Origin of the sequence: Thiohalocapsa sp. (assembly GCF_019695415.1) — a bacterium.
Lineage (GTDB): Bacteria > Pseudomonadota > Gammaproteobacteria > Chromatiales > Chromatiaceae > Thiohalocapsa.
In genome coordinates, this window is sequence record NZ_JAIFKJ010000389.1 from 18519 (window position 1) to 27238 (window position 8720).

An 8720-nucleotide genomic window follows, 5' to 3' on the forward strand; every position below is an offset into this window, starting at 1 on the left:
TCTTACCGGGTGAGAACCCTATACTAGCGAATCGATCGGGATTCATTCCGCAGCGGCCCAGACCGGCTGAGAGCCGGCGCTCCCAGGGTAGGCCACGGCGTCCGCGACGCGCTCGGCGTCTTCGGCGCTTAGGTACGGATGCATGGGCAGGCTGAGCACGCGGGCGGCAGCGCGGTCCGCATTGGGCGTGCAGTCGGGGCAGCAATAGTGCGCGTAGGCGCCCTGGCGGTTCAGTGGGATCGGGTAGTGCACAGCGGTGGGAATGTCCTCGGCCATGAGCTTGGCGACGACGGCGTCGCGGTCGTCCACCTGCAGGGTGTACTGCGCGAAGACGCTGGTGTTGTCCGGGTCTACATGCGGGGTGAGCAGACCCTCTCGGGAATCCTTGATGCTTTGGGCGCCGCGGGCCTGGAGCAGCGCTGTGTAGCGGGCGCCGACTGCGGCGCGCCGCTCGACCTCATCCGGAAAAATGGCGAGCTTGGCGACAAGCACGGCAGCCTGAAGGGTATCCAGGCGGCCGTTGATTCCAAGGCGAGGATGACTGTAGCGCTTATCCTGGCCGTGGTTCATAGCCTGGCGGATGCGGGCGGCGAGCTCATCGTCGTCGGTGAAGCAGGCACCGCCGTCGCCATAGGCGCCGAGCGGCTTGGACGGAAAAAACGAGGTGCAGCCGATGGTCGAAAGTCCGCAGGAGCGCCGGCCCTTGTAGGTCGCACCGAAGCTCTGCGCAGCGTCCTCGATAACCGGCAGGCCGTGGCGCTCGGCGATGGTGTTGATGGCGTCCATGTTGGCGCACTGCCCGTAGAGGGAGACGGGCATGATGGCGCGTGTCCTGGGGCTGATCGCAGACTCGACGCGGTCAGGGTCGATGTTGTAACTGACAGGGTCGATATCGACGAACTTGGGTACTGCACCCAGGAGCGCGATCACCTCCGCAGTGGCGACGAATGTGAAGGGCGAGGTAATGACCTCGTCACCCGGACCGATGTCGAGCGCCATCAAGGCCACCAACAGAGCGTCGGTGCCGCTGGCAACACCGACGCAGTGGCGCACGCCGACGTAGTCCGCCAAGCGTTCTTCCAGTTCCGTCACTTCGGGCCCCAGAATGTAGCGCCCATGCGCCAGAACGGCCTTGATCCGCGCATCCACGTCCGCCGCGATGCGCTGCTGTTGTGCGTTCAGGTCGATGAACTGCATCGCGCTACCCCCTTATTGTGTGCTTGACCGCGCCAGATGGCCGCAGAAAACGTCGAGCTTCCGACTGCACGACATCATGGCTAGTGGCTAGGACTCAGTATCCGCCGGGTCTCCTAACTGGGCCCTCGGTCCCCGGTCCTGTCATTTCTGCACCACGCCCACGACGCCGGTGTCGTCCACCACCACCAGCAATGTGATCCGGTGCTTCGCCATGAGCTCGATGGCGGTCTGCATGTTGCTGTCGGCGCCGATAGTGACCGGGTCGGGCGTCATCAGGTCGCGAGCGGTCTTCTGAAAGAAGGCCTCCCGGTGGGCTTGCACGGCACGGCGCAGGTCGCCGTCGGTGACGATGCCCTCGGCCCGGCTGCGGTCGCTGCTCACCAGTGCAATGCCGAGGCCGCCGTCCGTCACTGCGCCCAGCACAGCGTCGGCGTCGGCTTCCGGGTGCACGAAGGGCAGGTGCTGGCCACGCATCTCCTCGCGCACCGTATGCAGCAGCCGCCTGCCCAGGCTGCCGCCCGGGTGGAAGCGCGCAAAGTCCCCGGGCTGGAAGTCCCGCGCGCGCATCAGAGCTACCGCCAGCGCATCGCCCATAGCCAGCGCCGCGGTGGTGGAGGCGGTGGGCGCCAATTGCAGCGGACAGGCCTCACGCTCAACTCGCACGGACAGGTGGAGGTCCGCGTGCGCCGCCAGCGTGGAGCGGGCATTGCCCGTCAACGCGACGATGCGGTTGCCATTGTCCCGCAGAAACGGCAGGAGCTTCACCAGCTCCTCTGTCTCGCCGGAGTTGGACAGTGCAATGAAGGTGTCCGCCGGCGTCACCATGCCGAGGTCGCCGTGGAAGGCCTCGCCCGGGTGCATGAAAAAGGCTGGGGTGCCGGTGCTGGCCAGGGTCGCGGCGAGCTTCTTGCCGATGATGCCGGATTTCCCCATGCCGCAGACGATGACCCGCCCACGGGTGGCGATGATGGCCTCCACCGCAGCGGTGAAGGCGCCGTCAAGGTTGCGGGCTAGGCCGAGCACGCCCGCGGCCTCGATCTCGAACACCTCGCGGGCCACCGCCGCACAGTCGATACGGCGGGAGGATGTGAGGGGCTCGGGGGCGTCCGGCATCGGCGGGCGATTCAGAAACGATACTCCAGGTTGCGTACCTTCTCGCGGAAATCCCGGGTAACCGTCTCGATGTCGCTGTCGCTGGCGATTACCCGGGGCGTCAGCACCACCACCAGCTCCGCCCGTGTGGCAGTGCGCCGGGTCTCTCCGAACAGAGGGCCGATGAGGGGCGCGCGATAGAGGCCCGGCACACCACGCTTGCCCTCGTCCTCGCGATCTTCGATAAGGCCGCCGAGCACGACCGCCTGGTTCGAGCGCACCGACACATTGCTGGTAATGGTGCGCTGGCGGAAGGTCGGCGAGTCGACGCCGCCCGCGGCCTGGTCATCGACGCTGCTGACCTCCTGCTCGATCTCCATCTGCACCAGCCCGCCGGGGGTGACCCGCGGCTTGACGGAGAGCTTCACGCCGGTTTGGCGATATTCGATGTTGTTGACGACCCGAGCCGTGGTGTCGGTTCCCTGCTGCTGGGTGCTCAGCACAGGCACATCCTGGCCGACGAAGATCTCGGCGGTTTGATTGTCGCGCACCATCACGGAGGGCGACGACAACACGTTCAACAGGTCGTCCGAGGCAAGTGCGGAGAGGGTGGCGCGGATGGTGTCCGGGCGCAGCACCACCGACCAGTTGAAGCCAGGGAAGGTCGGCGCCGGGCCCCCCGCTGCGTCCCGCAGGGAGATGTCGCTGCGATAGCCGCCGACGTTACCGGGGATGCTGCCGTCATACTCGCCGCCCTCAGCCAGCCCGAAGAAGCGCCATTGCACCCCATAGCGCAGGTTGCCGACCAGCTCGATCTCGACAATGGTGGCCTCCACAAGCACCTGCAGCGGCACGATGTCCAGCTGCTTCAGCGCGTCGAGGATCTTTTTGTAATCCCGAGGGCTCGAGCGCACCAGAAGCGAATTGTTCACGGCATCGGCGACGATACTCACCTCCGACGATAACTGCACCGTGCTGGCGGTGGCGCGACGCGGCGCGGCGCTCCCCTGGCCCTGGACATCGCCGCGGTCGGCGTCGCCGATGCTCGCCTGCTGCAGCCCCGGTGCGACGCCGCCGACGCTGCGGCCCTGGGCACCGCCGTCTTCGCCGGAGAAGAGCTTGGTCAACACGTCGGCCAGGTTCTCGGCATCGCCATGACGCACCCGGTACACAAAGAGCCGCTGCGCAGCGCCGCCGCTCGCCTCGGCGCGGTCGAGACGGTCGATCCAGTCCTCCATCTGCGCAAGATAGCTCTGCTGCGGCGACACCACGAGCACTGAATTGGCACTCTCCACAGGGATGAAGCGAAAGAGACCCTTGAAAGGGGTCGCGCCTTCGCCGTCGGCCAGCAGGGTTTCGAGCTGTGTGACCACATCACCGGCCTTGGCGTACTCGAGCACGAAAAAGCCAACGGAGAGGCCTGACATCCAGTCAACGTCGAACACCTGCACCGTGTCCAGCATGTTGCTCATCTCCGGACTCGTACCGGCGATGACGATGAGATTGCGCAGCGTATCCACCCGCAGCATGCTCCCTTCCGGTGCCAGTGGCTCCAGGATCCGCGCCATCTCCTCGGCGCCAATGTAGCGTAGTGGCACTACCTGGACGCTATAGCTCTCCGGCAGTGCCCTGGACGACTGCCCCAGCTGCGGCACGATGCGACCCTGAACGGCGCTGTTCAGCGGCACGACCTCGTAGGTGCCGGCGTTGTCCACCAGCGCCGCGTTGTTCATGCGCAGCAGCATTTCCAGCGTGGGGATCAGCATGTCGCGGCGCAGCGGTCGGCCCGTCTGAAGGGACACGGATCCGGAAACGGCGGGATCGAGGACGTAATTTACACCGAGCAGGTCGCCGAGGATGACCTTCACGACCTCGCGTATGTCCGTGCCATCGAAATTGAGCGTCACGTCGCCTGGCGTGGTATCGACGCCTGCCGGTGCGACCGGCCGCACGAAGGTGCCCGTACCCGGACGCACCGAGTCGCCCAGCTCCGGCGCCTCATCGCCAATGGCGATGCTCTGTGGCTGACCGACGGTGCCGGTGGGCGCGGACCGCCGCGTCTTGTCCGTGATGTGGCCCTTCGGCGAGCCAACGCGCTCGGTGGGGTCGAACACCAGACCACCGCTACCGCAGCCGCTGATAGCGAGGGCCAGCGCCATCGCCGCCCACAAAACGCCGCTGCACGCCCAACGGCGTGCAGACAGACTGGCCGCCTTGGACTGCCCGCGGCAGTCGGAGTCGCTGTTGTCCTGAGATCGCATGGCGTCAGGGCGTGGGAGCACGGTTCGGGGGTTGGCGCGCGGGCTCGGCATTGCTGCCGCGGCCTCTGGTTTGCTGTACCGGTCTGCGTATCGCACGCCTGCGTTGCTCGGACGGCTCTGCCTGTTCGGCGGCTCCTCGCTCGTCCGCCCGGCCGCTCGCTGGGTCGGATTGCTGGGCCTGATCGCCGCCCGCGCGTCGCGGCGGCAGCCGGGTCGGCGGGATGCGCGCTGGCGCATTCGTGTAGTCGCGCAATGGTAACTCATCGGTCTCACCCTGTCGCTCGAGCACCAGCCTCGCGGGCTCGATGGTCTTCACCGTCCAACCCAGATAATCGTCGCCCAGGCGCAGACGCTTGACTTCCTTGCTCTGCGGTCCGCTCACCCAAGCAGAGACCACCGCAGGAGTGATGACCACCGCAGTCAGGTCAACGCCGTCGAGCTCCGTCATGGGCTCCTCCGCCACCGGCTCTTCCTCCGGCTCGTCAGGCGGTGGCCGGCGCTCGGGTAGGAACAGCGGCCGCTCGACGACGGAGGCGTATTCCGACTTGGGCGGCGGCTCCAGTGCGAAGGGGTCCAACGGGTCGGCTCCCTGCCCGCCGTCGCCTGCCGCGGCCGGCTGGGGTACCGGCGGCGGCGGCAGCGCCGCGTTCGGCGCCCAACTTTGCCACTGGATCGCCAGCAGCGTCCCGAGGACGAGCGCCAGGCCGAACAGCACGGGCTTCATGCGCCGCTCCCGAGGATGTAGCCGAAGATGTCGAGCCGGACAGTCAGCTGGCCGACGTTCTGCTCCACCCGGCGCTGCGATACGCGGCGGCGGATGGTGCTTCGCCGTGGGCTGGTGGAGCGAATGGACATCTGGTCGACGAAGAGGAATGGCCGCGCACTCTCGATGCGATACAGCACATCCAGCAGCTCGTCCGTGGTGCCCTGCAGTTGGGTCCGGATACGGACCCGCTGCGGTTGCTCCTCTTCGTCCACCGGCAGGATTTGGGTGCTGATGGGCCGGGCCCCGGCACTGCGGACCATGTCCTGCACCTCACTCTGCAGGCGGGCTCCGGCGAGCGCCGGCGTCTCGGCATCGAAATAGAAGGCCTTGAATTCGTCGTTGGCCTGCTCGCGGGCCAGCTCCGCTCGCAGCGACGGCAGCGTCGCCACCAGGCGCTGATACCGCACGAGCTGGTCCAGACCGCGGGCATAGTCCGCGTCCAGTGTCTGCAGGCGCTGCCACCACGGCAGGGCCACCGCGAGCACCAGCAACACCGGGATGAGCAGCGCCGCCGCCCAGGCGCCGATGCAACCCCAGGGCAGCTGGGCGACCCGACGCCGCCGCGGCGGCGCTGAGACGGCGGTCGCACCCGCGGCAGCGTCCGCCGCTACCACCGGTTGTGATGTAGGGCTCGGCGTTGCGTCAGCGCTGATGGGCGTGCTCATGCGACGGGACTCGGGGACACTTCAGGCGGTCCTCACTCGGGTGTCGCCCTGCTGTAGGTGAAAGAGAGGTGATAGCGCTCCTGGCCGGTATTGGCCACCTGCATCACCGGGGAGCGAAAGCGTACGGCATCGATACCGACGCCCTGCTCCAGCAGGCCGATCAAGGCCGTCGCCTGGTCGGATTCGCCGCGGGCATCCACCTCGCCATCGCGGAAGTTGAGTGTTTGCACCCAGGTACCGTCCGGCAGGAGATCCGTGAGCTCGCGCAGCAGATCGGTCATGCGCGGCTGCCCGCGCTTGCGGTTCAGCACCTCGACGCTGCCGAGGCGGGCCCGCTCCAGGGCCTCGCGCAGCTCCTCCACCTCGATCGCGGCGCTACGCACCTCTCTAAGCTCCGCATCGAGCGCCTCGAGCGCACGCTGCTTCTGCCACAGCGGGGTGAGCAGCGCTGCCACCAGCAGCGCAAGCAGCAACAGCCACAGCAGCTGCGTCACCAATGAGCCGAAGCGCCTGGGCTTCGGGCGCTCCTCACGCGGCAGCAGGTTTGCCCCAGGCCAGGCGCCGGCCCAGGCAAGCCGGGCCGCCGGCGAGTGTGCCTCGCGAAGTCGGTCCAGCCAGTCGGCGGCGGCATCGCGGCGCACCACTGCAACCTCGACGTCGACCTTGGTACCGCGGGCGACGGGGCCAAGCCCGCGGGCGTCGAAGTAGACGTCCTTGGCGTTAAAGGGCGTGAGCCGGTCGAGCTCGAAGCTGACCACCTGACGCAATTTGTCCTGCACCTGGGCGGGCAGCGTCGTACGCCGCAGCAGCACTTCTGACGCCTGCAGCTCCAGCCAGGTTTCGCGCCAACCCTGCTTCGGCGGGCGCGCCAACGCGGCGGTAACCGTGCCGCCGGTGCGCAGATCCAGCCCGCCAACGGGCTCGCGATCGGCACCGATCTGCAGCAGGAGCTGGGCCTCGTCGCCATGCGGCTGCACCACGAGCCGCGGGTTACGCAATGCAAGCCAGCGCCGCACGGGCCGAGGCAGGCAGTGCACCAAGGCATCACGCCAGCGTCGCAGCAGCCCGATACCGGGCAGCGCTGACGCCGACGGGAGCCGCACGCCGGCGACGGACAAGATTCCGTTCAGCCCTGCCATGGCCGTGAGCGCAGCACCCGTGCAGGGAGGCGATGGTCGGGGAGACGACGGTCGACAGGAGCCCTAGCCGTCGGGGTCAGACCGGCCCCCCGGGGCGCATGCAGTCCGCGCAGCCCCGACAGGGCCGCGGTCTGCGCGCCAGCGGTGGCGGCCGCGCGAGTGACCCTGCTGCAGAAAACTGGCGCCATACTGAACTCCATGATCCGATGATGCCTCCGGCGTGTCGCGGCCGCATCCGCGAAGCTGACGCGTGAAGACCCACGACAGACTAGCCCCCCGAGAAGCCACGTACAGGGAGCCAACGCATAGAATAGCGCGATACCTGTGCATCCGCCCGTTACTGCATCTCGGCCGCCGCCGAGGTGTTCTCATCCGCCAGCAGTCCGTAGCGGCGCCAAAGCACCTCGAATGGCGATTGCCCCCCGCGCTGGACCATCAGCAGGGCCTCCATGTGTCGGCCGGCCCCGGCGGCGTCTGTTTGGGAGAACCGAACCCGATAGAGCGGACCGCCACGGTTGGTGACGGTTGCCGGCTCTCCGTCCGGCAACATTGGCTGGTCCCGCTGATTCACCAGTTCCAGGGCATCCTCCAGCAGAATGCCCTGGGTGGCCACCAACACCTCGGGCGTAGCGAACCGCTGCTCCACTTGATCCGTGCGGGTCCACACTGTCAGATGCGGCGCCAAGCGCTGATAGAGGGCGCGGGTCATGCCCAGCACCTGGCGCAGCTCCTCGACACTGGTGAACGGGCCATCGCCGGCCCCATAGGGCAGCCCGACATCAGCATATTCGCCGTCCTCGGCGCCATTGAGCTGGATCAGGTCATCTTCATCGCGCCAGTCGACGATGGCGTCCGCGAGGGCGTCGCGCGCGCTCGGATCAAAGTCCTCCTCGCCCTGGGCGAGCTCGATGAGGGCGGCCAGCACGTCGCGGGTGGCGAGGTTCAGGTCGATGCGCGACGCTTCGTTGGTGACGGTGACGGTGAAGGTCATGCCGTCGAGCACCAAGGTGCGCGGCACCCCGTTAGGGATCCAGACGAGCTCCGGCGGCGTGGCCTCGAGGGGCGTCGAGAGGAAATTCAGCGCCGTCAGCGCCAGCGCCGTCTCCGCATGGGCGCGAAAGCGTGCGGCGTCGATCTGGTTGCGCGCTAAGGCTGTCTCGGTTCGCTGGGTGGTGGTCAGGCCAAGCGCCATGATGGTCAGCAGCGCGATGATCCAGAGCACCAGCACCAAGGCGATACCCTGTTGCGCCCGCCCGCGGCCTTGACCGCAGGCCCGGCGGGCGGGTTTTCGGCGCCCATGGCCCGCCACAGCGGCCCGCAGGAGCAACTGTGCAGCCGGGGGAGCCACGCCGCCCGTCTGCATGCTATTCCGCCGATGCCGGCGCCGCCGGCCGAGTCGGGGCGCTGCTTTGGGTGCCCGAACCTCCCACGGACATCGGCTCACTGGTGAATTGGCCAGCGCCCGCAGCCTCTCCGCCCGGCAATGCAACCCAGGCGTCCGGCCCAGACCGCCCTGGGGGGCCGGGGGGGATGCGCCACTTCTGCAGCGAGCCCGGACGGTCGGACACTTCCCGCCGCCCTGCTTCTGTTAACCCACACC

General features: G+C 67.8%; 7 protein-coding genes. All 7 read right to left on the bottom strand.

Going from position 1 to position 8720, the window contains the following annotated elements; genetic code table 11:
* Positions 1 to 42: 42 nt before the first annotated feature.
* A complete protein-coding gene (locus I6U14_RS11175; protein WP_296899342.1) occupies positions 43 to 1197 on the bottom strand; it encodes a DegT/DnrJ/EryC1/StrS aminotransferase family protein in 1155 nt (384 codons plus the stop codon).
* Between the two features lie 141 nt (positions 1198 to 1338).
* Entirely contained in the window at positions 1339 to 2310 is a 972-nt protein-coding gene (locus I6U14_RS11180) for a KpsF/GutQ family sugar-phosphate isomerase (RefSeq protein WP_296899344.1), read from the bottom strand.
* Positions 2311 to 2321: 11 nt separating this feature from the next.
* The gene (gspD, locus tag I6U14_RS11185; RefSeq protein ID WP_296899346.1) at positions 2322 to 4448 is read right to left on the bottom strand and encodes a type II secretion system secretin GspD; all 2127 of its coding nucleotides are present in this window, start codon (positions 4446 to 4448) and stop codon (positions 2322 to 2324) included.
* Positions 4449 to 4554: 106 nt separating this feature from the next.
* The gene (locus tag I6U14_RS11190) at positions 4555 to 5274 is read right to left on the bottom strand and encodes a hypothetical protein (RefSeq protein WP_296899348.1); all 720 of its coding nucleotides are present in this window, start codon (positions 5272 to 5274) and stop codon (positions 4555 to 4557) included.
* Positions 5271 to 5981, bottom strand: coding sequence for a type II secretion system protein GspM (gspM, locus tag I6U14_RS11195; RefSeq protein ID WP_296899350.1), 711 nt, complete (start codon positions 5979 to 5981; stop codon positions 5271 to 5273). The genes I6U14_RS11190 and gspM overlap by 4 nt, the downstream gene beginning before the upstream one ends.
* A gap of 32 nt (positions 5982 to 6013) precedes the next feature.
* Positions 6014 to 7120, bottom strand: coding sequence for a PilN domain-containing protein (locus I6U14_RS11200; protein WP_296899352.1), 1107 nt, complete (start codon positions 7118 to 7120; stop codon positions 6014 to 6016).
* A 337-nt stretch (positions 7121 to 7457) separates the two neighbouring features.
* The gene (locus I6U14_RS11205; protein WP_296899354.1) at positions 7458 to 8483 is read right to left on the bottom strand and encodes a general secretion pathway protein GspK; all 1026 of its coding nucleotides are present in this window, start codon (positions 8481 to 8483) and stop codon (positions 7458 to 7460) included.
* Positions 8484 to 8720 lie beyond the last annotated feature (237 nt).